General features: G+C 47.2%; 20 protein-coding genes and 1 pseudogene. 6 read left to right on the top strand and 15 right to left on the bottom strand.

Annotated features, from left to right (window positions below; translation table 11 throughout):
- Nucleotides 1-226 precede the first annotated feature (226 nt).
- The gene (locus HQN90_RS34205) at nucleotides 227-1117 is read right to left on the bottom strand and encodes an EamA family transporter (protein WP_173227359.1); all 891 of its coding nucleotides are present in this window, start codon (nucleotides 1115-1117) and stop codon (nucleotides 227-229) included.
- 132 nt (nucleotides 1118-1249) lie between these two features.
- Here HQN90_RS34205 and HQN90_RS34200 point away from each other — a divergent pair, with 132 nt between their 5' ends.
- Nucleotides 1250-2119 carry a LysR family transcriptional regulator gene (locus HQN90_RS34200; RefSeq protein ID WP_173227358.1) on the top strand — a complete coding sequence of 290 codons (870 nt, stop codon included), beginning with the start codon at nucleotides 1250-1252 and terminating at the stop codon, nucleotides 2117-2119.
- Here the strand turns inward: HQN90_RS34200 and allB are convergent.
- Nucleotides 2099-3487, bottom strand: coding sequence for an allantoinase AllB (allB, locus tag HQN90_RS34195; RefSeq protein WP_173227357.1), 1389 nt, complete (start codon nucleotides 3485-3487; stop codon nucleotides 2099-2101). The genes HQN90_RS34200 and allB overlap by 21 nt on opposite strands.
- A gap of 311 nt (nucleotides 3488-3798) precedes the next feature.
- Between allB and HQN90_RS34190 the strand changes: the two are divergent.
- Nucleotides 3799-3972 (top strand): annotated as a pseudogene (locus HQN90_RS34190) (small acid-soluble spore protein H); the annotation flags it as partial.
- A gap of 625 nt (nucleotides 3973-4597) precedes the next feature.
- Here the strand turns inward: HQN90_RS34190 and HQN90_RS34185 are convergent.
- The 5 genes from HQN90_RS34185 to HQN90_RS34165 all read right to left on the bottom strand — a co-directional run bounded on the left by HQN90_RS34185 (nucleotide 4598) and on the right by HQN90_RS34165 (nucleotide 11254).
- Nucleotides 4598-7630: an efflux RND transporter permease subunit gene (locus HQN90_RS34185; protein ID WP_173227355.1), complete on the bottom strand. Its 3033-nt coding sequence runs from the start codon at nucleotides 7628-7630 to the stop codon at nucleotides 4598-4600.
- 102 nt (nucleotides 7631-7732) lie between these two features.
- Nucleotides 7733-8101: a hypothetical protein gene (locus HQN90_RS34180; RefSeq protein ID WP_173227354.1), complete on the bottom strand. Its 369-nt coding sequence runs from the start codon at nucleotides 8099-8101 to the stop codon at nucleotides 7733-7735.
- 36 nt (nucleotides 8102-8137) lie between these two features.
- Nucleotides 8138-9694 (bottom strand): sensor histidine kinase, encoded by a 1557-nt coding sequence (locus HQN90_RS34175; protein WP_173227353.1) that lies wholly within the window; start codon nucleotides 9692-9694, stop codon nucleotides 8138-8140.
- Nucleotides 9687-10379 (bottom strand): response regulator transcription factor, encoded by a 693-nt coding sequence (locus tag HQN90_RS34170; RefSeq protein ID WP_173227352.1) that lies wholly within the window; start codon nucleotides 10377-10379, stop codon nucleotides 9687-9689. The genes HQN90_RS34175 and HQN90_RS34170 overlap by 8 nt, the downstream gene beginning before the upstream one ends.
- Nucleotides 10380-10624: 245 nt before the next feature.
- Nucleotides 10625-11254, bottom strand: a complete 630-nt coding sequence (locus HQN90_RS34165; RefSeq protein ID WP_246362971.1) for an SLOG family protein — start codon at nucleotides 11252-11254, stop codon at nucleotides 10625-10627.
- A gap of 256 nt (nucleotides 11255-11510) precedes the next feature.
- Between HQN90_RS34165 and HQN90_RS34160 the strand changes: the two genes are divergently transcribed.
- Entirely contained in the window at nucleotides 11511-11948 is a 438-nt protein-coding gene (locus tag HQN90_RS34160; RefSeq protein ID WP_173227350.1) for a methylglyoxal synthase, read from the top strand.
- A 2-nt stretch (nucleotides 11949-11950) separates the two neighbouring features.
- Here the strand turns inward: HQN90_RS34160 and HQN90_RS34155 are convergent, their stop codons facing one another.
- Nucleotides 11951-12988 carry a dienelactone hydrolase family protein gene (locus tag HQN90_RS34155; protein WP_173227349.1) on the bottom strand — a complete coding sequence of 346 codons (1038 nt, stop codon included), beginning with the start codon at nucleotides 12986-12988 and terminating at the stop codon, nucleotides 11951-11953.
- Nucleotides 12989-13009: 21 nt separating this feature from the next.
- Nucleotides 13010-14293: a Gfo/Idh/MocA family protein gene (locus tag HQN90_RS34150; RefSeq protein WP_173227348.1), complete on the bottom strand. Its 1284-nt coding sequence runs from the start codon at nucleotides 14291-14293 to the stop codon at nucleotides 13010-13012.
- Nucleotides 14294-14450: 157 nt separating this feature from the next.
- On the opposite strand from HQN90_RS34150, the gene HQN90_RS34145 reads away from it, so the two are divergent.
- Entirely contained in the window at nucleotides 14451-15272 is an 822-nt protein-coding gene (locus HQN90_RS34145) for an AraC family transcriptional regulator (RefSeq protein ID WP_173227347.1), read from the top strand.
- A gap of 1125 nt (nucleotides 15273-16397) precedes the next feature.
- On the opposite strand, the gene uxaC is transcribed toward HQN90_RS34145, so the two are convergent.
- The 3 genes from uxaC to HQN90_RS34130 form a co-directional block, all read right to left on the bottom strand.
- Nucleotides 16398-17798: a glucuronate isomerase gene (gene uxaC, locus HQN90_RS34140; protein WP_173227346.1), complete on the bottom strand. Its 1401-nt coding sequence runs from the start codon at nucleotides 17796-17798 to the stop codon at nucleotides 16398-16400.
- Between the two features lie 145 nt (nucleotides 17799-17943).
- Nucleotides 17944-18879, bottom strand: coding sequence for a VanW family protein (locus HQN90_RS34135; RefSeq protein ID WP_173227345.1), 936 nt, complete (start codon nucleotides 18877-18879; stop codon nucleotides 17944-17946).
- Nucleotides 18880-19024: 145 nt separating this feature from the next.
- Nucleotides 19025-19834 (bottom strand): phytanoyl-CoA dioxygenase family protein, encoded by an 810-nt coding sequence (locus HQN90_RS34130; protein WP_173227344.1) that lies wholly within the window; start codon nucleotides 19832-19834, stop codon nucleotides 19025-19027.
- Nucleotides 19835-19995: 161 nt separating this feature from the next.
- On the opposite strand from HQN90_RS34130, the gene HQN90_RS34125 reads away from it, so the two are divergent.
- Both HQN90_RS34125 and HQN90_RS34120 read left to right on the top strand, forming a co-directional pair.
- Entirely contained in the window at nucleotides 19996-20775 is a 780-nt protein-coding gene (locus tag HQN90_RS34125) for a helix-turn-helix domain-containing protein (protein ID WP_173227343.1), read from the top strand.
- 68 nt (nucleotides 20776-20843) lie between these two features.
- Nucleotides 20844-22076, top strand: a complete 1233-nt coding sequence (locus tag HQN90_RS34120) for an aminopeptidase (RefSeq protein WP_173227342.1) — start codon at nucleotides 20844-20846, stop codon at nucleotides 22074-22076.
- A 72-nt stretch (nucleotides 22077-22148) separates the two neighbouring features.
- Here HQN90_RS34120 and HQN90_RS34115 read toward each other — a convergent pair whose 3' ends face one another.
- The 3 genes from HQN90_RS34115 to HQN90_RS34105 form a co-directional block, all read right to left on the bottom strand.
- Nucleotides 22149-23111: an iron-hydroxamate ABC transporter substrate-binding protein gene (locus HQN90_RS34115; RefSeq protein ID WP_173227341.1), complete on the bottom strand. Its 963-nt coding sequence runs from the start codon at nucleotides 23109-23111 to the stop codon at nucleotides 22149-22151.
- Nucleotides 23112-23113: 2 nt separating this feature from the next.
- On the bottom strand, nucleotides 23114-24067 hold the full coding sequence (locus HQN90_RS34110; RefSeq protein WP_173227361.1) for a FecCD family ABC transporter permease: 954 nt from the start codon (nucleotides 24065-24067) through the stop codon (nucleotides 23114-23116).
- Between the two features lie 66 nt (nucleotides 24068-24133).
- On the bottom strand, nucleotides 24134-25129 hold the full coding sequence (locus HQN90_RS34105) for a FecCD family ABC transporter permease (protein ID WP_246362970.1): 996 nt from the start codon (nucleotides 25127-25129) through the stop codon (nucleotides 24134-24136).
- Nucleotides 25130-25257 lie beyond the last annotated feature (128 nt).

Here is a 25257-nt window from a genome sequence, read left to right as displayed (position 1 = left end):
TCCTCTTTAAACTTTTGATTGTACCGTTGGCGGAATTCACTCATCTCGGACACCTCGTAATTTGGATAGGTCTATTATCTAATTTCCCAATTCGTTGTGTCCACTGTTAAGTCTAATTGCACAAAAGACTTCTAATCGCTGCAAAGCCATGACCGCCCCTTAATATTCACAACAAAAAAACGACAAGCACTGAATAAACAGTACTTGCCGTTGTGATAATGTGATCCTACACGCCTGATGGATGATTTGCCAAATTTGCAGCCGCACGCGAACTGCCTTCCCAATTCACCAAAAAGATGCCCAAACAGATAAAAGCCCCGCCCGCCGAAACATACCAGGCGATTCGCTCTCCCAGCAGCAGCCAACTGGAAAGGACGCCAAATAACGGAACAAGAAACAAAAAGGCGCTCGTTTTGGCCGGGTCCCCGTTCCTAAGCAAATAAAACCAGAGCGAAAATTGCACGATGGAGCCCATAATGACCAGCCACAGCACGGCTAACACAGAGGCACCCGTAAACGTAAAGTAGGCATGTTCCGTAAACGCGCTTAATAGAAGTAAAACAATTCCTCCAGCAAGCATTTGGTAAGCTGCCAGGACCGTCATGTCGAACTCAGCGCCCCACCGCTTGATGAGAAGGGTAGCTGCCGCGAAGCAAACCGCACCTGCGAAGCCGATGAACGTGCCGATTTGGAAGTTCATTTGGAGCCCAAAGGTCATCGCGACACCAACAAAACCTACCGCAACACCAAGCCATTGACGGCCGCGGTACTTGGCTCCAGTTAAGATAGTCCCGAGAATGATGACGATCAGCGGGTTCGTGCAAGTAATGATCGAAGACTCGCTTGAGGTGATCCAATGCATGCTGTAGTAAGCACAGCCCATCACACCCGCAGATTGAAAGAGGCCGATTAGGGCTGATTTCAACCACTGTCTGCCGCCTCGTGGTCGCGGCTTTTTGGCAACCAACAGAGCCAACAAGCCTCCTGCGAGCACGAAGCGGATCCCCATCAGAAAAAAAGGCGTCGCGTACAGCATGCCGATTTTCCCTACGGGAAACGCAACTCCCATAACAAAGGTGGTAACCAGAATAAGGCAAATATATTTGAATTTGTTCACCGAAAAAAACCTCCATTCACTAGCAGTAAGCTAATTGTAAGGGAGGACTTCTATTATGTATAATGATTGTTAATGATGTTAGATATCATAATGAATGATAGCAAGGATTTTACCTACAAGGGGGTTGCAAAAATGGAAAGCCCAGATTTGCGCGTTTTTCAAATGGTCGCTCGTGAAGGCTCCGTCACCAAGGCTGCTCAGCGGCTCGGTTATGTCCAATCCAACATCACAGCTCGGATCAGACAGCTTGAATCGGAACTGCAAACCGTGCTTTTTTACCGTCATAACCGTGGCATGTCATTAACTTCAAGCGGCAAAACATTGCTGGCCTATGCGGATAAAATCGTCGGATTGCTGGATGAAGCGTTCCTCGCCCTTTCATCTTCCGGGGAACCTAGCGGCCCGCTCCTGATTGGATCTACGCAAACTGCTGCAGCCGTCCGACTGCCTAAACTGCTTGCTTGCTACTACGAGCAGCATTCCAATGTTCAGCTCTCTCTAACAACAGGCCACTCGCAATTTTTAATTGAAAAAGTACTCCATTATGAATTGGATGGCGCGTTCATTGGCTGCTCGTGCACGCATCCCGAGCTGGTATCCATTCCTGCCTTTGAAGAGGAATTAGTCATTGCAGCTGGCCCTCATGTGGCCGATCTTACAGAAGCTCTGGCGAAGCCCATCCTTGTTTTCAGCGCAGGCTGCTCCTATCGGGATGTGTTGGAACAGTGGCTTCAATCCATCGGCAACACGCAGCCCACCATGATGGAATTCGGTATGCTGGAAGCCATTATTGGTGGCGTTTCTGCGGGACTCGGCATCTCCCTGATGCCCAAAGCTGTCGTTCATAAGCATGAAGCGGACGGTTTGATCCGTACTTTTGAAATACCTGATCACTATCGTCATATCCATACGGAATTCATTACCCGAAAAGATGCCTTCGTGAGCAGCTCACTCAGCACCTTCATGGCTATGCTGCCTGAATCAAGCGGAGCCATCAACTAGCTCGCTGCCGCTCAGCCAATTCCCCATCTTCACAGGCCGTACGCCGCTTGATTCCTCATAAACAAGATTCCCATTGCTCCATGTGGCTACGACTTTGCAGGAGAAGGTCTTCCCCACATAGGGGCTTTGTCTATGCCGATCAAGAAGCTGCTCCTCTGTCAATTCATAAGCCTTATCCAGCTGAATCATGACGAGATCGGCATCAGCCCCTACTCGAATTTCGCCTTTCCGTGGATGCAGTCCAAACCGTTTGGCCGGTGCGTAGGACAACATTTCGGTCAGTTGTGTTAGCGGGATTTTGCGCTTCAGATGACCTTCATCCAGCATCAATTCCAGTGAGCTTTGCGCCCCAGCTATGCCTCCCCATGCTTCAAAATAGTTGTCTGACAATTTCAAATCTCCCGGACAGGGGGAATGATCCGACGATATCATATCAATATAGCCTAGCCGAAGCACATGCCAGAGCATATCCTGCTCCTCCTTGCTCTGCTGCGGAGGCGCGCATTTGGCTTTTGGACCAATATTTTCCAAATTCATCTTAGTTAATGCCAAATAGTGCGGACACGTTTCCACTGTGACATTAACGCCTCTTTCTTTGGCTTTGGCAATGACCATAATCGCTGCCGGGCTGCTAATATGAACGAAATGCAACGGGCATCCGGTCTGCTCAGCATAAAACAAAGCGCGGTTCACTGCCTCCAACTCGGCCAGGATCGGTCTTGAAGAGGAGTAATCCTTGGCAGAAACCGCTCCTTCTACTTGACGAATTCTTCCTAATTGCGAGACCTGCGATTCACTTTCGGGGTGAATAGCAAGTACACGATTCAAGTGGGCAATCCGCTTCATCCCTTCCCACAAGGTGAGATCGTCCACCTCCCGGAAAGCCTCCTCCCCCGGGGCGCCAGGTGAAGACATGAACGCTTTGAACCCAACAACCCCCGCTGCATGCAGGGCTTCCAAGTCATCCAGATGGTCAGGAACGAGGCCGCCCCAGATGGCATAGTCCACGTGAGACTGCGCCTCCGCTGTTGCCAGCTTTTGCTGCATGACCGCAAGCGCATCGGTTGGTGAAACGCCGTTTAGAGGCATATCCATGTAGGTCGTACATCCGCCCGCCGCCAAAGCTGCCGAGCCCGAAGCGAAGCCTTCCCAATCCCCAAGTCCCGGTTCATTCAAATGAACATGAACATCTATCATGCCTGCCATCATCGTCATGCCTCGTGCATCCACGATCGTCTCGGCATCCTTTCCAATCTGTTCACCCAATGCCACGATCTTGCCGTTCTTAACACCTATATCCAGCATGCGGACTTCATCTCTGAGAACGATGGAGCCGCCGCGAATGATCAAATCCAAGTGGTTAGCCATTCCGTTCACCCCTGTTGTCTTCAGAAATCTTTCTTGAAATCAGCTTTTATCAAAGAAGGATCGTCGCTTGTTTTTACCCTGATCGTAATCTCCATTCGTCATATACGTCAATATATCTAACATAATTCAGCGCGATATTTGTATATCGAACCAAATTCTCTCCTTAAATTTGTTTCGGGGAACAAGTTGATCTCACCCAAAATTAAATCCCTCTGTTTCGCGTCACGTTATATGACATATAATTCAGCACACATACTTCTTGGAATAAATGCAAATAATGTCACTACTTCTCATTAGGAGGCCACACACTTATGAATAATCAGCGCGCACAAGAAATTGCCACCTCGTCAACGATGGCACACGTGACTTACAACGGAGTCCCGATCTACATTCAACATGTCGATACGAACAATGAAACGGCTAGAATCTACCCTTTGGATCAACCTCATGACGAAAAGGAAGTTCCCTTGCACAATCTCGTGGAAGCTCCCGAATTGTATGGAACGGAGAATGCCCAGATGGTGTGTCCTGCCCCGCAGGATTAAGAAAAACCATCAGGGAACATCGCGGCCACTGAAAATCCGAGGCCGTCTCAGAAGGAGAAAGCATCGAACCCGCTCTGAGCCTGCCAAAAAGGCAGCCTCGGAGCGAGAATTGCAGCCCCCCCCCTCTGAGCCTGCCGAAAAGGCAGGCTCAACCACCAAAGAAGTCTGCATCCCTGCTTTTGTTAGCCGAGACTGCCAAAATGGCACGCTCAAAAGCCAAAAAGCAGGCTCAACCACCAAAGAAGGCTGCTTCCCTACTTTTGTTAGCCGAGACTGCCAAAATGGCACGCTCAAAAGCAAAAAAGCAGCCTACCCCCTCTGAGCCTGCCGAAAAAGCAGGCTCAACCACCAAAGAAGGCCTCATCCCTACTTTTGTTAGCCGAGACTGCCAAAATGGCAGGCTCACAAGCGAAAAAGCAGCCCACCCGCTCTGAGCCTGCCGAAAAGGCAGGCTCAACCACCGAAATAGGCTGCATCCCTGCTTTTGTTAGCCGAGACTGCCAAAAAGGCAGTCTCACAAGGGAGAAATGCATCACCTTCTAGGAGATTGGCCTTATTTCATTTCTCATCCAATCCTGCGACGCATTTTAATGGCATATATCCATTCATACATAATGGGGACAACAACGAGCGTGAGCAGTGTTGATGTGCTTAAGCCCCCAATAACAACGACCGCCAAGCCTTTGGAGACGATCGTCCCCTTTGATAGACCTAGTGCTAACGGCATCAAAGCCATAATGGTCGCACCTGCGGTCATTATGATTGGCCTCAAGCGTGTCATCCCCGCCTCAATCAACGATTGACGCAGTGGATGACCCTGCTGAACCAGTTGCTGGACCCTGTCGATAAGAACAATGGCATTCGTGACGACGATACCGATTAGCATTAGAAACCCGATCAAGGAAGTGACGTTGAGTGATTCCCCGGTAACAAAGAGGCCCAATAACCCCCCGATTGCAGCAAGCGGCAAGCAGAATAGAATCGCGAACGGTGCACTCGCATTCCCAAATGCGATCACCATAACCAAATACACGATAAAAATCGACGCTCCCATGGCCATGAACATTTCCATGAAGCTTTTATTAATATCACCCGATACCCCCTTCACTTCGCGGCTTACGCCCAAAGGGAGCTCAATCTTGGCTAACTCCGTTGATATTTTTTTACTAATTCCGCCTTTATCGGCACTGTCGATTTGAGCTGTCACCGTCAGTACCTGCGACTGCATCTCCCGACTAATGGAGACCGGAGCGTTGATTTGCTTTATTTTGGCAATCTCATTGATTTGCACACGCTTGCCATTGGCTGACTTAAGCATATAGCCGCCTAGCTTATCCATCGAATCTTTATATTTGTTATCGAGCATCACCTTGGTCGCATAAGTGATGTGATTAAATGTGAGATCACCCAACTTTTCTTCTTTTATCCAACTGTTCACGTTCTCCAGAACTTGGGCCGCTGTGAAGCCGTACAACATTGCCTTGCCTTCATCAACGGTAATCTCAACTTCTGTCTTTATTTCGCTTAGGCTGTTTTTAATCTCAGTAAGCTCGGGGAACTCGCTCAGTTTATTTTCAATCTGCTGAGCAGCCAGCTGCAAATACAGCTGATCATCTCCTGTTAATAAGTAGGAGAAGTCTACGCCGCTTCCTGTGCCAGGTCCAAAAGCGAATACTTTACCGCTCACTTTGGCATCTTTGGGAAGAAGCTCGGCAATTTTTCCCTTATATTGTTTAAAAGCCAGTTTAGCATCTGCATACGTACTCGATTCCGTGTAAATATCTGCCCAATCAGCCCCCATGATCGATTCGTTGTAGCTAAAGATGGGTTGACCCGAGGCATTCCTGGCATCCTGCAATAACGTTTCGATTTCTTTGGACTGTGCATTCATCATTTCCTGCGATGTGCCGCGTGGCATCTGAATCGTAAAAACCATTTGCCTCTCTGACGCGTTGGCCGGCATAAACGACGTTGCCAGATGCGGCACAGTAACCACAATGGAAAGAACGAACAATATCGCCGCAAACAACAACGTCTTTATGCGGTTAGTTAAAGACCACTCTAACATTTTTTGATAGCGAAGCATGAACAAAGTCGCTTGCTTCTCATTCTGATGCGGAATGCTATTTCCTTTAAGCACCATCAGCTTCGCCAGCATCGGAATGACTGTTAGGGCAACGAGCAGCGAAGACAAAAGCGCACAAATCAAAGTCAGCGCAAACGGACGGAATACTTCGCCGACTATGCCGCTCACGAATCCAATCGGTGCGAAAACACCAACCGTTGTAAGGGTTGACGAAGTAATCGCCGAGGCAACTTGCTGCGTAGCCAGCTTGATAACCGATTCGCTGCGTTCCTGCGCCTTTTCCATCTGGCTGTATATATTTTCAATAACGACGATGCTGTCATCAACAACCCGTCCAATGGCAATCGCCATCCCACCGAGCGTCATAATGTTCAAAGAAATACCGAACGGGTTCATAAATAGCAGCGTAACCAGAATTGAAAGCGGAATGGAGACCAGTACAATGAAGGTCATTTTCACATTCCGCAAAAAGATTAAGATCATCAGCGAAGCGAGCAGCGCCCCTAGCCCACCTTCTTGTACCATGCCATGAATAGATTCCTTCACGGACGTCGCACCATTCAGTACAAGATGAAACTTCACTCCTTTCAATGACTTTTGCCAAGATGATATTTGTTTATCCACTTCTCCAGCGAATTCTACTGTATTCGCATCCTTCGTCTTGTATAGCAACACCGTGATCGCCGGTTTGCCATCTAGTCTGGCCGTATTGGCGGATTCGCTGATCGCTTCCACTTTGGCGATTTGCTTAAGCAGAAGCGTGTCGCCTTCAGGCGTTCCTATTTTCATATGATCCAGACTGTAAATAGAATCCAGCTGTCCTTTTACCCTAAGCATCTGATGATTGCCATTAAAATCAACCGTGCCAGCCGGACTGGACACGAGCGCTCCTTGAATAAAGCCGGATACCTCTCGTGGCGTAAGGCCGTATCGGTTCATTGCTGCACCATCCAATTTAATTGTAAGCACTGCTTCCCGATTGCCAAATGAATCTACATGGTCAACACCTCTAATACCCTCTAATCCAGGTAAAATCATATCTTTAAAAGCTTGATCCAGCTCCGTTTGGTTCGTTCCTTCTTCAGCATAAAGCGCCAAATGATAGATAGGTTCGGAAGCGAAACCCGCCGTTAATACCTTAGGCTTCTCAGACCCCTGCGGAAGCCGCACATTGGCAATCAAGCTTTCCACATCTTTTTTAACATCATCAGGTTTCTTGCCTTGCTCTAGTTGAATAACAATTTGCGAGTAATTATCCTGCGAACTGGAGCTCACATTCTTGAGCCCTTGCATTCCTGCTACTGCTTTCTCCAATGGTTTGGTGACCAGCTCCATGACATCCTTGGGCGGAGCTGTATAATCAGTCGAAATAATAACAATCGGATAAGAGATATCCGGCATACTCTCTACCTTCAAGTTCCTCGCAGCATAACAGCCCCCTGCAATCAACAGCCAAATCACGATACATACAGCCGCAACATTCTTCATCGAAAACTCCGTTAGCTTCGTCAACTTTTCTACTCCTCCCCTCATTGGACGCCTAAAAAAACGCATGACAATAAAGCCGATTCTACCTTAGGGGCAATAATCGGCTGTGTGTGCATATGCAGGATGCTAACCTTTTTTCACTACAGGTATCGTGTCCTCCTTACCATTCCATTTGATTTGAAGTGTAAAGCTATCTTCCTCAACATAAGGCGTTTCTTTGATAGACTTTCCGGTTATTTTCAAATTTTTCGAGCTCGTTTCGCTAGTGCCACTTTGATTAAAATTTCCACTATGCATAAAAGAGTAACTGACATTTTTAACGGACTGACTGTCTTTTCCAATATACGTGATCGCATATTCCTTGGCATTTTCGGATGGATTTACTGTGCATTCCACCCGCCAATCTTCCGTTTTCCCGGTAAATTCGATAGGCTTTGAGCACCCTATCATTCCTAATAAGCATACTAGCATCAGGCATACCATCCATCGTCTCATAGCAAAGCCCCTTTAAGCGTCATTTTCCTAAATCCATTACACAAGCTTTAATTTTACGAAAAAATGAATCTGTCCGCCGCTTTGCTCGGCCCAAATGGCGCCTTCGTGCGACTCCACAATACTTTTGGCGATGGCGAGCCCTAGGCCCGACCCTCCGGTATTGGAAGAACGCGAAGCGTCCACCCGATAAAACCGATCGAATAACTGATGCAAGGCATCATCGCTAAGCAACTCTGCTTGATTGCTAACTTGCAGGGTGACATACCGATAATCATGGCGCAGACTGACAGTAATCGCTCCCGGCTTCAAGCTGTATTTCAGCGAATTACCCAGAAGATTCTCGAAGACACGAATCATCTTATCCACATCGATACGAACCAGCAGCTTCTCCTTCGGGATCGTGCGAATGATCGTTAGCTGCTGCTCCTCAGCCGGTGTGACAAACTCCTCAAGCAATTGGTCTAATAACTCGTTGATTGCAACACCTTCACGATAAAGAGGCTCATCGCGATTGGATAATTTCGTGTACTCGAATAAGTCATCGATGAGCAGCTTCAGCTTTTCGGACTTATGATAAGCAATACTAATATAGCCAGACGCCTGCTCAGGTGTTTCGTAGCCCTTATCATGCAGCAGTCGCAAGTAACCCATGATGAGCGTCAGCGGTGTACGTAAATCATGAGAAACATTAGTAATCAGCTCACGCTTCAAACGTTCGCTCCTTCTTTCCTCTTCAATCCTTTTCTGCAAATCCTCTACCATGAAGTTCAGATCCCGAGCTAGGGAACCAAGCTCATCTTGACTGCGTTCAACGACACGGTAATCCAAATTCCCCGTTGCAATGATGCGCAGACCACCAGCCAACTCCTCAATGTGGCGCATTTTCTTTTGCGTTATGAAGTAGAACAAAAGGATAAAAACAGCCACAGCGCTCAGCAAGGACAGCGGGCTTTCCCCCCTCTGATACGTAATGTGCGGTTCCGGGATGCCGGAGACAATCAGGTATGATTTTTGCCCCAGATAGTTGACAGGGTAAAAACTGGAAAATTCTTTTCGGCCATAATCCTGATCCGTACGAGCATTCATCGCGTTGCCTATCACATTGTGAATTTCGACATTTGTTTCCGCAGCATTTTGGCTTCGAAAGACAACTCGACCTTCCAGATCCGTTATTAGAACCTTGAACTTTTGATCATTCATTCGGTTTACATGATCTTCGAAAAACTCCGGCCTGCCTCCCGAACTTTCGCTATTGGGTTGCTCTCTTTGTTTTTGGAGGAACGATAGTTCACTAACCAAGCTGCGGGCTTCACTATCGATTCGTTCAATTCCGTACTTATAGTCAATAACCGCCTCCCGTCGCATTTCTCCGAACAATTTGGAGGAGATGCCATACGTCAGTGATCCCGCCAACAAACAGATAGCAAAGGTTAGCATCAACTGCATTCGTACGCTTCGATTCACATGGCCTATGCTAATCTTATACAGCGTCCGAACCAAAATAATCAGCTTTCGAAGCAGGTTAAAAGGGAAAAAGCGAAATGGAAATCGGTTCAGCTTAGCGTAGGGATCGATATCGGTTCTATTATTCAACTTTGTAGCCAACCCCCCAAACCGTTTTTATAAATCTCGGGTTTCTTGGATTTGGTTCAATTTTTTCACGAATTTTGCGAATATGCACCATGACCGTATTATCGGAGTCATAGTAGGCTTCTTTCCAGATAGTTTCGTACAGTTTTTCCGAGCTCCATACCATCCCACGATTGCGGACAAGCAGCTCAAGAATGGCGAATTCCCTAGGGGTTAGCTTAATTTCTTTGCCTTCCAGCTTGACTTCATGCGTCTGTGTATTGATCGTCAGATCATCCACTTCGAGCTCATGGTCCTTGTTCACATGCGGCACATTAAGCCTAGTGTAACGGCGCAGTTGAGATTTAATTCGAGCGATCAGCTCCAAGGGATTAAATGGTTTGCTCATGTAATCGTCAGCACCAGAGCTTAAGCCCCAGATTTTATCCATGTCCTGGCTTTTGGCAGAGAGCATGATGATCGGCATATTTTTTTGCTCGCGGATTTTGAAGCAAGCCTCGATCCCATCCATTTTCGGCATCATGATGTCGAGGACGATCAGATCTACCTCTTCCTTCTGAAGAACCTGCAGGGCTTCCATGCCATCAGACGCTCGAAGCAGCTGATAACCTTCATTTTTCAAGTAAATGGCCAGCATATCTATGATTTCTTTCTCGTCGTCAACAAGGAGTATTGTAGGTATTGCCATCCAAGGTACCCTCCTTTATATTTGTTTTGTAAGTCAAAACTAGTTATAACCCTATGTACCGTGTTTTGCGGATATCCTTAAACGTATCAAGTTGATCTGATAAATACAATCAAAATGTTGATAGCTATCATGAGACTTAGTATAGGTGCTGAATCTTAACAGATTGTGGGGACAATTCTTAAGATTTTCTTAACGCACTAGGCTCAAAAAAAAGCCAAATCCGCATCGGATCTGGCTTTCCATATTTAGATTTCCTCGAAATCTGTATTATCCTTATACGTATCTAGATCTTCCCATTGATCTCCGCTCAAATCTTCTTCCCCGTGCTGCTCCCCTTGTTCGTCTTCCGCTATATTTTGCAAATCATACGCATTGATGGTTAAGATCGGATAAGCGTGATTGGCCGCCAATTGCGCAGCTTGCTGTTTCATAAATCTTGGAGAACCCTCTGTATCTTCATCATAGACAAGCAGGATGCCATCCGAGTTGCGCAGCAGAAACTTGTCGCGTTCCTTAAACTGCCAGGGACCTTCATATTTGGTCTTCGTTATGCTGTTCACATAATTAGCACGCTCAATCACACTCGTATAGCAATTCTTCTTATCGTCGCTCCATTTCTCTTCCTGCTCTAGAAAAGGCGTAATAATCGCTAATTTCAGCTCCGGACATGTATTCGTTCTAAGTTCAAGCACGGCCTCAGCCGCCCACAACTCAACACCCCAACCCCCACTAACAACGACCCATTCCAAACCTTCCTCGACAAGAGCAATGAGCTTCTTCTGGATCGCTTTTTTGATAATCGGAATTCCCGGATGCTTTAATGAAAAAATGCCCAATTCAGATGCTTTGTACCCTGTAATCAAAATTCGCTTCAAGTGATGACCACCGCCTTGTTGACACTTCTTACAGATTAACATAGTTAGCTCCCTATATAAAGGAAGGAAACGAGCTGTAAACTGCTTGATTAGCTCACTTTGCGTTATCTTAATGTTCGAAAACATGACATAATATTTTGAAGATGATTAAATATTCCAAAATAATGATTGAATTCATTTGAAATTTAGGATATTCTGAATTCAACAACAATTTTATGTAAGAATACATAACATACAATAAAGGAGTGGAGAGTAAATGAATATCGCATTGGTTGCTCATGACATTCACAAAAACTTAATCGTAGACTTCGTTATTGCTTACAAACATATCTTCCAAAAGCATACGCTATTTGCAACAGGAACGACAGGGAGAAGAATCAGTGAGGCTGCCAAACTAGAGGTGACCGGCTTGCGCTCAGGGCCACTTGGAGGAGATCAACAAATCGGAGCAATGATTGCGATGGATGATATTGATTTACTGATCTTTTTTCGCGACCCGCTGTCAGCGCTTGGCCACGAACCAGATATTTCTGCCTTGCTTCGCCTATGTGATGTTCAGAGGATTCCTCTTGCTACGAATGTTGCGACCGCAGAAATGCTGATCCGCGCCATGGAGAATGGATTTCTCTCCTGGCGTGAAGAAATCCGCAAGTACGACACCTTAAAACTAAATGGAACAGATAACAGTTTCTAACATCACGCCTGTTTAGAAGCCTCTACAAGCGCCTCAACCAACCAAGGATAAGCCTGACTCCCATCCACTTCATGAACCCCATCATAGAGATGAACATGCAATCGGTCTTCCGCACCACTTTGCATATACAATTCCCTTAAATACGCTACAGCAACTTCTACCGTTTCTACAGGAAAAATAGGATCCTGTTTGCCAGAAGCGATAAACAAGGGACGAGGAGCTATCAAACCAATTAATTCAGGCAGCTCCGCGTATGCCAAAACACCCGGTAAGTAATTGTCGATGCAATGGCGAATAGGCATAATGCTGCCTTTGAATGTATTGGCAAAGGCGCACAGAACCGTCGCTTTCACTCGTTCATCGATAGCTGCTGTGTAGGCGGCGATAAGTCCGCCTCCCGAGAAACCAAAACAGCCAACGCTGCCGCTGTCCACATCTTCACGAGACAACACGTAGTCGAGCGCTCGCCTCGCTTCCTGAACGCGCAATGCCGCTAACGATATCCCGTATAACAGCAAATGTGATGCTAGGGTTTGGCAGGAAGAGTTCCCTACTTTTCCGTCTTTCTGATCCTCAGCTAGCCTTCGATCCCCGAAGCCTATCATCTCAGGAGCAATCACGATGAAGCCGCGCCTAACGAGTTCCAGCGCATAATTGCCATGAATGTCCGGTTTGCCTGTATGCTCAGTGCCATCCGCATTCAATCCTACGATTTGCCTGCTCCCGAACCCATGACCATGCAAGGCCAGCACAGCAGCTCTCTTTTCCTTCAAACCTAGTGGAATCAATACATAAGCAGGAACTCGAAAGCCCATGTAAGTTCCAAATTCAATTCGCTCACGAATATGATCACTGAGCTCTATACGTTCAAGAAGGACAGGATGTAGATCATCCTGTCCTTCTCGAAGCGTCAGCGAGCCAGTCAATTGTGCCTTTAACCGCAGCTTATACGAAGCAGCCGTTTCATATTCTTGCTCTTGAAGCCGCTTGCCGGCATACGTGTTATAAAGGTTCTCCATGATAGCATCCGGATTCCACATGCCGCTCGCCTCCAACCTTTATTAAAAAGTGACCAATTTATCTACCGCAACAGGCTGTCCCGTACGCAATGAAATGTTCCCTGCTATGCCAGTCAGAATGGACATCGCACCATCCACATGGGAGGCTGCTCTGGCAAAGCGGTCATCGGACGCCTTATCAAAAATGTCGCGCAGCAAGATCGGATCACCACCCCCATGTCCCCCAGCAAGCTCTTCAATCTCCACTTCGTATGGAGCTGCGAACATCGGGAATACCTTGATTGATTTGGTTTTCAATGCGCCTTCGTCCGCTTTGTCCCCGCCGGAATTCACGTACGATTTCTCCACTACCCGCAATTCAATACGGCCCTTGCTGCCATTGATCATGACATTGAAGCCTTCCCATGGCATGTAGGCATTCAAAGAATAAGTGAGAATAGCTTTATTTTTGTAGCGAACCATAACCCCCATCGTGTCTTCAATGCTGATCCCATCGCCGAAAACGCTTTGATCGCGTTGGTAGCCGTCTTCGTGTTCCGCATCCAAATACATCCCTTTTAGATGCTTATTCGTATCCAAATGCAGCGCAAACGGATCATCCTTGGCATTCTCATTCCCCGTAGCCCGTTGATAGAACTTCGTTTCGCCGCGTTTCTCTGCATTTTCTCTGCCATAGAACATGAGGCCTCCCATCGCAAATACCGTGTCAGGACGCGTGCCGAGCCAGAAGTTAACGAGATCGAAATGATGCGTCGACTTGTGTACCAGCAACCCGCCGCCATTGCGCTTATCACGGTGCCATCTGCGGAAATAATCAGCGCCATGCTCTGTGTTCAGCAGCCACTCGAAATGTACCGAATGAACATCCCCAATGGCTCCATCCATAATCAGCTCGCGAATTTTCGTATTGTGCGGAGCATAACGGTAATTGAACGTCACGCGAAGCTGGCGTCCCGTACGTTTAATTGCATCGAGAATTTCTTGGCATTTCTCTTCATCTACCGTCATCGGTTTTTCGGAGATGACATCACAACCAAGCTCCATCGCCTTGATAATGTAAGTATGATGTGTCCGATCCACTGATGTCACAATGACATAATCAGGCTTCTCGTTGCGAATCATTTCCTCGAATTGATCTGCTTTATAAGTTGGTACCGCATTGTACTCATATTTATCAACCAATAGTTGGTTGGTATAATTCATTCTCGTTTGGTTAATATCGCAAATCGCAACCAATTCGGACGTTTCTTGAAAATCTTTCACAATCGCTCCATAGAAAAACTCCGCTCTTCCACCTGTGCCGACTACTGCATAACGTTTTTTCATTCCGTTAGTACCCCTCTCGAATGTGAATATGTCCTACTTCAAGAGTAATACAATATTTGCTGTGTTTCTATTCAAATATTACCTTTATAGTTTCTTTCCTTGCATATCTTGCTATAATAAAAGGAACAGATTTAATTGAGACAAGAGGTGGCTAGCCTTGCAGCAATTCGCGATTGAACGACTTCGCAGAGATCATGCTTTCTCCATGAACGTGAATCATTTCCATGATACCTATGAAATTTATTATTTACTCAGCGGGAAACGCCACTATTTTATACAAGACCGCTCTTATTATATTCAAGAAGGCGGCCTCGTTTGCATCGATAAAAACGTGCTTCACAAAACTCGAAATGTCGATGCAGCACCGCACGAACGCATTCTACTAAGCTTTGATGATCGCTTCATTCGATCCATTGGCGAAGATGCCGCTGAACAACTGCTCGTTCTTTTTCAGCAGAACCATCATGTCTTCTCCCTCTCGGGCACGAATCGCACCGTTGTGGAGAATTTGCTTTTTCATATTTTGCGAGAGCAGCAGCAAGAACAAAGCGGTTGGCAGCTTAACAGCAAAGCCTTATTTACGCAATTGCTGATTATCTGCTCGCGGCTCACAGACAAACTAAATCTAGTGGACGAACAACCACAACCACACAATCCCAAAATGTACGAAATTGTCTCCTACATCAATGAGGAGTTTCGCAATCGGCTGACACTCGCCTCGATTTCCGAAACCTTTTATATCAGCCCAAGCTACTTCTGCCGCTCGTTCAAGGAAACAACCGGCTTCTCGTTCGTTGAATACTTGAACAACGTGCGCATCCGCGAAGCGCAGCGTCTGCTGCGTGAAACGAAGCTCAAAGTCATCCACATCGCCGAGCAATCCGGCTTCGACAGCGTCGCCCACTTCGGCCGCGTGTTCAAGCAAGTCACCTCGCAGACGCCGCTTGAGTGCCGGAAGCTGATGCGGCATGTGCTGTGAGGTGGCGGGGCGGGGGGACGCTGCGAATGTCGAAGGCTGATGTGTCATATGCTGTGAGATGGCGGGGAGGACTACGCGGAGAATGACGAAAGCTGATGCGGCACGTGCCGTGAGATGACGGGGAGGACTACGCGAAGGAATGCTGCCGCCCTCTCCCGCCAATTAAGGGACCATAGTTTTTCATCAAACTAGTCACGGTTTCCGCAATCCACTCAGCTTGGTCATCCACCGCTCACTGTGTCATCCAATAGCCCAAAGGGAACTAGAATCCGCTATATGGCTAAAATCCGCCTAATTTCACTCCAAAGGGAACTACGATCCGCTAATTCACCATTTTCCAGCCGAAATCAGCATTTTCCGCTTATATAGCGTACCCCAGTTCCCGCCAATTAGCGGATCATAGTTCCTTTTCATTTACAACTCACCACTCTCACCTCCTCTTTCCCGTCCATTCTGCATGAACGTCCAACAAATTGGTCACTTTTAAACCTCCTCCCCTTCTACTTCTACTTCTACATCTACATCCACTTCCACTCCTACTCCCACCCACACTCCCATCCCCACCAAAAAACAAAAAAAAACCCACCCTACGCCCTTTTCACACTAAGTTCTGTGTCACCGCATAGCCCAAAGGGAACTATGATCCCCTATATGGCTGAAAACCGCCTAAATTCACTCCAAAGGGAACTATGATCCGCTAATCCACCATTTCCCAGCCGTAATCAGCAGTTTCCACTTCAATAGCGTATCTCAGTTCCCTTTCATGCTGCTTTTACCCCAGTTCCCGCCAATTAGCGGATCATAGTTCCTTTTCATTTAGAACTCACCACTCTCAACTCCTCTTTCCCGTCCATTCTGCATGAACGTCCAACAAATTGGTCACTTTTAAACCTCCTCCCCTTCTACTTCTACTTCTACTTCTACTTCTACTTCTACTTCTACTTCTACTTCTACTTCTACTTCTTCTCTCTACTTTTACTTCTACATCTACATCCACTTCCACTTCCACTCCTCCCACCCACACTCTCATCCCCACCAAAAAAACAAAAAACCTCCACCCTACGCCAAAGCCACTGAAATCAACGATTTCAGCAGCCTCAGCGCAAGCACAGAGGTTAGCTTATCTTAAAATCCAAAATATTGCTTCGCGTTATGATAGGAAATCCCTTGAACCAGCTGTTTCAGCAGTTGCTCGTCATTCGGGAATTCACCCGCTTCAACCCACTCGCCGAACATGTTGCAGAGGATTCTGCGGAAATATTCGTGTCGCGTGTAGGACAAGAAGCTGCGGGAGTCTGTCAGCATCCCTACGAAACGGCCGAGCAAGCCGAAGTTCCCCAGCGATTTCATCTGCTGCACCATGCCGTCTCTGGTATCGTTAAACCACCATGCCGCGCCGAGCTGGATTTTGCCTGGGATGCCATCGCCTTGGAAGCTGCCCATCAAAGAAGCCAGAATTTCATTATCGCGTGCATTCAGCGAATACAAAATCGTTCTCGGCAGCGAATCCGCAACCGCCAGAGATGACAGCAAGCCTGTAAGAGCGCTGGCAACCGGACTGTCATTGATCGAGTCAAAGCCCGTATCCGGACCCAGCTTAGCGAACGCTTGTCCGTTATTGTTCCGGGAAGCATTGATATGGTATTGCATCGCCCAATCCAACCTTTTGTAGATGCCGCCTAGGAACAGCAAGGTAAACGCTTTATATTTCTTCTCGTCTTCCAAGCTGACAGCCTTGCCTGCCAATCCGGCTTTGAAGATCTCATCCACTTCTTCTTTGGTCGCAGTCGCAAAAGGAACATAATCCAAGGCATGGTCAGATACTTTGCAGCCAACAGAAGCAAAAAATTCGGCTCTGCTTTCAAGTCCCGCCAACAGATCATCATAGGAGCTGATCGTGATGCCCGCGGATTTCTCCAATTGGCTGATCCATGGCAAGAAAGTCGCCCGGTTGATTTCAAGCGCTTTATCAGGACGGAAAGACGGCAATACTTGCGTGTCGAAATCTTTGATTTCTTTGATTTTGATGTGATATTCCAAGGAATCCACCGGATCATCAGTCGTACAGATAACCGTTACTTTGGAATTGGTGATCAAGTCTCTCGCACGCGAGCCGCCTTCAGCCAGCTTGGCATTTACTTTTTCCCAAATCACAGGGGCATTCTGCTCGTTAATTAAGTCATAAACGCCAAAATACGTTTGAAGCTCCATATGGGACCAATGATACAGCGGGTTGCCAATTGCCATCGGAAGTGTCGCGGCCCATGCAGCAAAACGATCGTAATCACTAGCCTCTCCCGTAACCTTCGTCTCTTCTACGCCATTGGCACGCATCATTCTCCACTTGTAGTGATCGCCGTACAGCCAAGCTTCGGTTATGTTGCTGAATTGTTTATTTTCATAAATTTCCTTAGGACTTAAATGACAGTGGTAGTCAATAATGGGTAAATCTTTGGCAAATTCATGGAATAAATGAACAGCCGTATCGTTCGTAAGCAAAAAGTTCTCATCCAAAAATGTTTTCATGAAGCTGATTTCCACCCTTCTCAAGCTGAATGATCTGCCTCTATTCTAGCGAAAGGTTAGCCGGAAATCTTGCGATTTTTTGCTTTTATTTTTACAAATATGTGCATATATTGACCTTTGCCTGCAAGCATGTGAAATATGCATCTTAGGGCACGGGTTGTCCGACATCGGTTCCAGCGTTAATCTCTTCCGGCAAAGATTCAGAAGCGCTTGGCACATGCCGCGGCTTGTGGTTAATGCTGTCCGAGGACAACAGGCTTACATAGACGCGTCCCGGCATCGCATGCGCCCTAATCAAGATCGGTTGATTATAATTATTTTTGAAGCTGAAATCAGGTCCTCCCCAGTTTACAGTAGCATCCCTGCCCGATGGCACGTAGGGAACCGATCTGCTGTGCGAGAAACGTTCTACGATGGTCAGACCGGCACGGTCAGCCGCGTTGTATAAGGTAGATGAAATCTGGCAAATCCCGCCGCCGATTCCTTCCGAAAATTCACCCCTTACAATGACCTTCGCCGACATATAACCTCTCCCCCGGGTTCGTTCGCCAACAACTCTGTTAAACGAAAAAGTTTCATTAGGTTGAACAACATAATTATTAATCGCTTGGGTCGCAAGCTTAATGTTATTGTAGCGATGGTGATTATTTGAATTAAAATAGGTCACATAGTAACCAATCGGATTTACGCGAATGCTCGCTAACAGCTCACTGTCCACCTTAGGATATATCGGCTTCTGCGGAACTTCAAAGGTCATAGGACCTTCGCCATAAAAATGCTTATAAAATGACTCCACAAACGCCTTTTGGTTCAGCTGCACGCCTGCTACTTCTTTAACAATCGCTCCTGCATCGTTGATGATGGCATTCTTAGGCTTGCGAAATATCTTCTTCGTCACTTCATCTGTCAGCTGATGCAATCGTTCATTGTCAATCAGAGGAACATCCACATAATTAATCGAGTAAGCCCCCCTTTCTACATTGGCAATGATTTGTCCACTTTTTTCATCGATTGTTATTCGATCCGGAGCCACATTCTGCTGCGAGAGGAGCAGTAGGCCAACAATCCATCCGACCATCATGATTATCACCCCTCCCCTATTGTAAACAATTGAAATCATTCCATACTATGTAAAACAATTCTTCTTTTATTGCGCAAAAAAAGACCGTACACCAGCCACTCCATCGGCCTTAGCTACGATCCTTCTCATCTTTTTTATTACCGAATTAATGCGGATAAACATTCTCAAACTCTTCGCCGCACGGACCACCGTTCGGATTTACCTCAAGCGAGACGGGCTGGCCGTTCTGCCGGTACAAAGGACGATAGTGATTGCCAATATGCGTTGCTGACGCGTTGGCGTAATGACAAATGAATGCCCGGCGGAAGCGGTCCTTCGTTTTATTCCGATAAGAGCCATGAATCAGATTGCCGTTGAAAAAGAGCACGTCGCCTCGCTCCATGATGACTGGCATTGCCTTCTCATCCTTAGGCGGCTTCACATAATGTGTCGTAAACGACTCCTTCGCATCGGCCAGATCCGGACAGGATAGGTCGAGTGTATTCGTTTTGGGAACTACGAGCAAACCTCCATTCTCCTCATCGGCTGGGTCGATGGCGGTCCATGCTGCTATGCAGTTGCCCGGCTCCACCTGTAGATAGAAGTTATCCTGATGAAGCGCTTGCCCGCGGGAACCCGGCGGTTTGTAATAAAACATGCTTTGCGCAGCCAACGCCTCTTCCTCATACAAATCTGCTAGCACTTCCATAATAGGTTGATGCAGCATGTAGGACTTCGCCGTCTCGCTAAACCTATGCGGATGCATGACACGGGGATATCGCTTCAATGGATCTGCAAGGTCCGAATGGAGGTCAGGCTCGAAATAGCCAGGTATGATCTGGTGGCTCATTGCCTCAAAGGTTTCATCGATCTCCTTCAGATTATGCTCTGAGAATAGCCCTTTCACGATGACATAACCTTCTGTATCAAAATGCTGCTTCTGTTGCTTCGTCAACCTGAACTGTGATTGCGGCATGTTCTTTCCCTCCTGGATCATCATGTATTTCCTGACTTCAGCATATCGAATTCATAGCTTGCATAGAAGTAAGAATGTTGCTAAATAGTCATACAATCCTGCTGTTTCTTGATATACTAAGGTTAAGTTCTCACCATAGACTCGAAAGGAACCCAAACAAGATGACGTTGGAATATGAATTTAACGAATTGTTTGCAGGACATTATCATGAACCAGATACGTATGTCGTCAAACGGCCTCAAGGCCGGAGTGATTGGTTGGTCATGTTTACACTGGCAGGGGAAGGTTATGTCCAGCGAGACGGTGAGGTGCAAACATGCAAAGCAGGAGACCTGATCCTGTTGGCTCCGGGTAGCCCGCATCATTATGGCACGCAGCCAGCCCATACCTGGGAGTTCCTCTGGGCGCATTTCCCTCCCATTTTCACAGAAACCAGTCTGCTTCCTCAGGAAGATCAGTTTTATCTGACTTTTGAGCATGAATCCATTCGAGATCGTGTTTCTCAGGCCTTCAACCGCATATTGGCAGATTCCCGCGAGCGCGGCGAATATTGGTTTGAACTGTGCAGCAGCTCGTTAAGGGAGATACTGCTCCTCATGGCGCAGAAAACCAGACGCAAAATGGACCCACGGATTGAGGAAGTCCTTCATTTGCTCTCGCGATTCATGCGCGAACCGATTCGAATTGAGGATTTAGCGCGGTCTGTCGGGCTCTCTCCTTCGAGATTGTCCCATCTCTTCAAAGCCGGCACAGGCTATTCCATTATCGATACACTGAATCGGATGCGCATCCAACAAGCGGTTCTGATGCTGGAGCATAACGGCCGAAGCGCTTCGGAGGTATGTTATGATGTCGGTTTCCAAAACTATAATCACTTCACGAATCAATTCCGCAAATGGCATGGGATGACCCCAAGTACTTTTATGAAAAATCAACGGTAAAATTTATTTGACAGTTGGTTAATTGCAGGATAAACTGCTAGCAAGATAACAAAAAGAGGAGGATTCCTATGACTTTTGAACATCATCTTAATCAATATGCGGAGCTTATCGTCCGCGTTGCCCTGAACATCCAATCCGGTCAAACGCTATGGATCAACGCCCCTATTCTCCACCCTGATCTTGTGCGTCTTATCTCACGCAAAGCCTATGAAGCCGGAGCCAAACATGTACATATAGAATGGCAGGATGAAGTTTCTACCCAAATCAGATATGCCTGCGCGCCAGATGAAGCTTTCGACGAGTATCCCTCCTGGAGAGCTCAGGGACTTACCGAACTAGCCGAAAATAACGGCGCCTATTTATGGATTGATGCGGATAACCCAGAGCTGCTCAAGGATATTGATCCTGCTCGCATTTCGGCAAACTCCAAAGCGGCTGGCCCGAAATTGCTCAAATGGCGAGAGCATATGTCCGCTTATACGATGACATGGTCCATCGTTGCCGCTCCATCCGAAGCTTGGGCACAAAAAGTGTTCCCTCATCTGGATGGGGAAGCAGCTATTCATGCTTTATGGGAGGCGATCTTCCATGCAACACGTGTAGATCAGGCTGACCCTGTGCAAACGTGGCACGAGCATAATGCTGTTCTACGCAGCAAAAGAGAGCAGCTGAACGCGAAGAACTTCCATAAGATTCATTACCGCGCTCCAGGGACAGAACTCACCGTTGAGCTTCCTCCCCACCATATATGGCGTGGCGGTTCCGCAACGAACGGAAGGGGAGATTTTGATTTCAATCCTAATATTCCAACAGAGGAAGTTTTCCTTTCACCGCATCGCTTGGGAACCCAAGGCGTCGTGCGCAGTACTAAACCATTAAGCTATCAAGGCAAATTGATTAACAATTTCTCACTCACCTTTGAAAACGGGCGCATCCTCGATTACACGGCTGAAGAAGGGTTTGAATCGCTTAAAGCAATGATTGAAATTGATGATGGCGCGCATTACTTGGGAGAAATCGCACTTGTGCCGCATGTTTCACCGATTTCTAGTTCTAATTTGATCTTCTTTAATACGCTGTATGATGAGAATGCTTCGAATCATTTGGCTTTGGGCAGAGCTTTCCCTACCTGTATTGAGGGTGGAACTTCCCTGACCAAAGAGGAGCAAATTCAAGCAGGGCTTAACGATAGTCTGATTCACGTTGACTTCATGATCGGCTCCGCTGACATGGATATTGACGGTGAACATGCAGATGGCCGTATTGAGCCCATCTTCCGCAAAGGAAACTGGGCATTTTAATACCACAAAGAGGCTGCTCCGAAGTCATTGACTTCAAGGGCAGCCTCTTGCTATGTAGAAAAAAAGCGTTATTTATTTGGCAAACAGCTTTTCAGCGGCATCAAGCGACATCTTATTGCCGATGGCTGAATAATCAAGCCAAGGTTGATCGGCAATCGGATAAATATGACCCGCTTTAACGGCTTTAAGTCCTTTCCAAATCGGATTGGCGGACAATTGCTCAAACAGCTTTTTAGCCGAATCCTCGTTGTTCACTATGACGAAAATCGCATCCGCATCATAGTCAGGAAGAACCTCTTGTGAAATCGTTTCGTACGCTTTATCAATCTTCTCAACACCGTTGGCAGGCTTCAAGCCCAAATCCGTAAACAGAATCGGTCCCAGTGGTCGCTTCATTCCCATGACACGCAGTTCCTTGGCCGTCACACGGATCGCCATTACTTTGCCGTCTCCGATTTTGGCGTTAATGAGACCTTTTACTTTCGTCACCTGTGTCTCGTAATCCTTGATGTACGTATCTGCTTGCTGTTCGCGGTTGACCAGTTTGCCGATTTTCTTCAAATGGTCGCGCCATGTGCCTTCATCCAGATTAAACACTTCTGATTTGGCGATTTTTTCATATTTGGAAACATCTTTGCCCGCATACTGTTGATCCAAGTAAATCACGTCCGGCTTCAATGCCAGCAAGGCTTCCATATCAGGCTCAACTACGACACCCAGCTTTTTGGTGTTCTGCAGGCGATCGGCAACATGCGGAAGAAATGCTTTGAGATCTCCCCCCATCACAGAACCGACAGGCGTAATGCCCAGTGCAAGCAGATCATTCGTCAAATGAATCGACATGGAGGCCACACGAGGCTCTTTCTCCACAGGTTTTGCCGTGCTTGTTACGGCTGGCGAGGCTGATGCTGCCGGTGCTTGCGTAGCTGCTTGTTTCGGTGCCGCAGCCTGCCCGCAAGCAGCCAGTAGAAATAAGGAGCTGATAATACCCGTCAATGCTATGTTTTTCTTTTTCACAATAAAACCCCTCTGCATCTTTATTTGGATCTGACTAATAAATATAAGAAATACGGCGCCCCAACTGCCGCTACGACCACGCCTGCCGGTATCGCATTCGGCTGAAAGATCGAACGACCGATCGTATCCGCTGCGACTAAGATGACTAATCCGATCAGACCGGCCGTTGGCAGCAAATACTGATGCATCGGACCGACCAGACGCCTTGCCAGATGCGGCGCGACCAGCCCCATGAAGCCAATGCCTCCGGCCATGGCCACACTCGCACAGGATAAAGCGACTGCGCTCATGAGAAGCATCAGCCTTTCGCGATTGACAGCAACCCCCATGCCTGATGTAACCTCATCACCCAGCGAAAAGGCGTTCAGAACCTTCCATTTGGAGAAAACATACGGAAAGAAAACAACAATCCATGGCACAAGCGCATAAACATGAACCCAATCTCTTCCCCACACGTTGCCAAGCAGCCATCTGGAGGTAAAGCTGTACGTGGCTTCATCCAAGCGCAAGGAGAGGAAGAGCGTTACCGCACCAAACCCTGCGGCAATTGCAATACCTACAAGAATTAGCCGTATGGGGATAATCCCCTTTTGACGGTCAAATGCCAACATCACGATCAGAATAGCCGTTAGGATGCCGCCAGCAAAGGCAAAGATGGGAATAAGCAGCGATGGCATCCCTTTCATGGAATGAAAGAAGCTAACGAAAACTATTAAACCAAAAGCAGCTCCTGCATGAAGGCCAAGAATTCCAGGATCTGCGAGACCGTTGCGGGTAATGCCTTGCAGAATGGCACCGGATACGCCAAGACCAAGGCCGGCGAGCATCGTAATAAGAATTCGGGGCAAACGATATTCAAACAAAACCAACTGACTATCCGGGCTTCCCTGCCCTAGGAACGTCTGCCATACTTCCAGCGGCGATAACCGAATGGAACCTGTATTCAGGCTGATCATAACGACCGCCACGCTCATTAGCAGCAGGCAAATGCCAACAATGATGCTTTTGTTCCTGCGTTCAAGCTGTTTGTGGGAAAACACTTACAATCCCCTCCTTTCTTTCCGAGCCAAATACAGAAAGAAAGGTACGCCAACCAACGCGACCATCAAGCTAATCGCCAGTTCCTTGGGAGGATGAACCATGCGTGCTCCCAAGTCAGCCAGCACCAGCAAAACAGCTCCTAACAATCCGGATAACGGGATAATATAACGATAATCCACGCCTACAATCCTTCTTGCGATATGCGGGATAACAAGCCCTACGAAACCTATGGATCCTACAGCAGACACCCCGACACCTGCAAGAATAACGGCCAATATGATGCCCAGCAGGCGAATCCGCCTTGTTTTGACCCCCAAACCGGCCGAAACCTCTTCCCCCAAAGAAATCAAGGAAACAGAACGGCTGATCAGCACAGCACCTACGATACCCAGTAGAATCATCGGGACAAGCAGCTTCAGATGCTGCCATTTCACTCCGGCCACCCCGCCCGCATACCAAAAAGCAAGATCTTGGTTCAGGTTATAATAGATAGCAATGCCTGAGCTAAGAGAATGAAGCAGAGCAGCTACCACCGATCCAGCAAGGGTCAGCCTTAGAGGCGTTAAACCGCCTGGCGTAGAAGCACCCAGCAAGAAAATAAATGCCGTACTGAGCACAGCGCCAAGGAATGAAACCAACATCAGCATGGAATAAGGCATATCAGGGAAGAAAGCGAAGCTTAAAGCAACCATGAACGTTGCCCCCGCATTAATCCCGAGGATTCCCGAATCTGCCAACGGATTGCGCGTAATGCCTTGCATCAAAGTGCCTGCTACCGCGAAGCCTGCTCCGATAATCGCCGCACCGAGAACCCGAGGCAGACGTAATTCATGAATGATCTGATGTGTAGTCAGCTCTGAATTATAATGAAAAACCGCAGACCATACGGTACTCAGCGTCAAATCCTTAGCCCCGTAAGAAATCGCGATGAACATTATGAACAGTAAAGCGATGATCGTTAGGAGACCTATCCCTCCATTAGTAAGACCATTCATGTTTGCACGACTCAACTTCATGGATAGAATCCGTACCTCTCATTAATATTGATAATCATTATCAATAAAGTAATTATAGAAATCTCTCACGATTTCGTCCATGACATATTCAAAGATATTATCCTTGG

This window comes from Paenibacillus alba, from assembly GCF_013204855.1.
Taxonomy (GTDB): Bacteria; Bacillota; Bacilli; order Paenibacillales; family NBRC-103111; genus Paenibacillus_E; species Paenibacillus_E alba.
This window is presented reverse-complemented; position numbering and strand designations above follow the sequence as displayed.